General features: G+C 32.8%; 2 protein-coding genes. Both read right to left on the reverse strand.

Translation table 11 applies throughout. The features are described from left to right. On the reverse strand, positions 1 to 665 hold a 665-nt coding region (locus BG20_RS03865; protein ID WP_010191180.1), incomplete at its 3' end, for a DNA primase small subunit domain-containing protein. Then, the gene (locus BG20_RS03870; protein ID WP_010191183.1) at positions 665 to 1,690 is read right to left on the reverse strand and encodes a DNA primase; all 1,026 of its coding nucleotides are present in this window, start codon (positions 1,688 to 1,690) and stop codon (positions 665 to 667) included. The genes BG20_RS03865 and BG20_RS03870, both read right to left, overlap by 1 nt. Positions 1,691 to 1,761 lie beyond the last annotated feature (71 nt).

Below are 1,761 nucleotides of genomic sequence, written 5' to 3' on the forward strand. Positions count from 1 at the left end.
ACCTTAAATTTTTTCATTCCAAAAGTTTCAGGTATTGCTCCGTTGAACATAATATAGTCTGTTAGTTCTGATCTTTCCCTAGAACCTAGTTGTTGAAATTGTGAGTCATACACATACACATGAAATCCTTCATTTCCAGAAAAATATACATGAATGTTATTTTTCTGAACATCAAAGTCTTCAATTAAGATTTCAGATAGTTTTGATACTTCATTTTTAGATGCACCTATGCAATTTTTACATGGGAGTGATTTTTTTTCTAGTTTCGAAGAATTGCATTTATTGCATTTCACACTATCTGTAGATATTTCATTGCATTCACTACATTTTGAAACCATATGATTTTTCCTACACTCAAGATTTAGATCTTTGGCATCAATATCAAAAATTAGATCTGCATCTTTCCAGTCTTTTTCGTTCATAGGTAGATTGGGAAAAGAATAGCATGCATTAGAACAATATACATCAGATGGAATATTTTTCATAAGTAATAGATGTAATTCCTTGTCATCTTTAATTGGTATGTGTCTGGTCATTCCAAAATTAAATTTTTGAAATCCAAACTCTCGCTCAGAAGTTCTGTTTGGTACACGAATAAGATCAAAGTGTTCAAAATAATATTTTTTAAATGAGTCCTCTAGAAATTTTATATCTTTTTCTTGCATTAGATTCTCTTTTTCCCAAATTGTAAAGGATTTATGATATTATCACATTCAGGAATTGCAAAACATAGATTTTGTGTCTTAAGTTTTTCACAAGATGGACATGAATAATGCGTACCACTTCCTGAAGTTCCTGCAAGATGATTTAGTTGGTAAAGTGTAACTCGCTCATTGTAATCAGGTGCGTTTTTGAATAAAGGTGCAATCTCTTCCACTGTTTGACCTTTTGATAATAGAAATGTTGCAAGCATGAATCTTCCAGAATGTGGCAAGTTTTCTCCTTTTTCAAGAACATCAATTGCATGTTTTATGCATGGTGGATACTCTCCAGTCGTTACTGTATACGTTGTAAATTTTTTTGACATCGAAATTAGTTTGTTTACTGGCTCTTCAAAACCGGTAATCATGGGCGGGGTTTTTGCATTGATAATTTTTGAGCTGATATAGGTTCCAAGTTCTTTGCGAATTAATCTAACAGTTTCATGTGGAGTGAGAAACACAAACCCGTTTTCGACATGTCGGTTAATTAATTTCCATTCTCTCTCATGGAAATTTATTGAATGTCTTAGGTAGTCAGATACAGGTATTACAAAAAAATCATCTTGTTTTTTTATCTGAACTGAAAATAGATCATCAATAACCCTAATTGCTAGTTGTTTTTTTGATTCATCTGAGATATTTGCCAGATCTTTTTCTAGATATTTTTCTGCACGTCGGGCTTCTGCAAGAGCAAATCTTTTGATTAATGTGTGCATGCCACTCAATTTTAAAAGTACAATTGCAAGGAGAAAGGAGAACACTTCACGTGGAAGTGCTGCCTGGTTTGATGCCTGATCTCCTATCAAATCAGAGTGATAGATTTTTCCATCTGCAGCTACCTCAATTCTATTAAACGCCTTTTCAATTAGTGACTTAAGATCAGGATCTGTTCCAAATTGTTCTAGTGTAAAGCCCTTATCTTTTAGATACTGTCCCGCATCTGCCAAAAATGGATATTTTGCAATTTCATCCTGGCCAAGTGCTAGCATGAATGTAGATAAGGGTAATTACATAAAAATCTGGTTTTAATTTAATTTGCTGATTTAAATTATGTTTGATT

The sequence above is a fragment of the Candidatus Nitrosarchaeum limnium BG20 genome (assembly GCF_000241145.1).
In the GTDB taxonomy this organism is placed as follows: Archaea; Thermoproteota; Nitrososphaeria; order Nitrososphaerales; family Nitrosopumilaceae; genus Nitrosarchaeum; species Nitrosarchaeum limnae.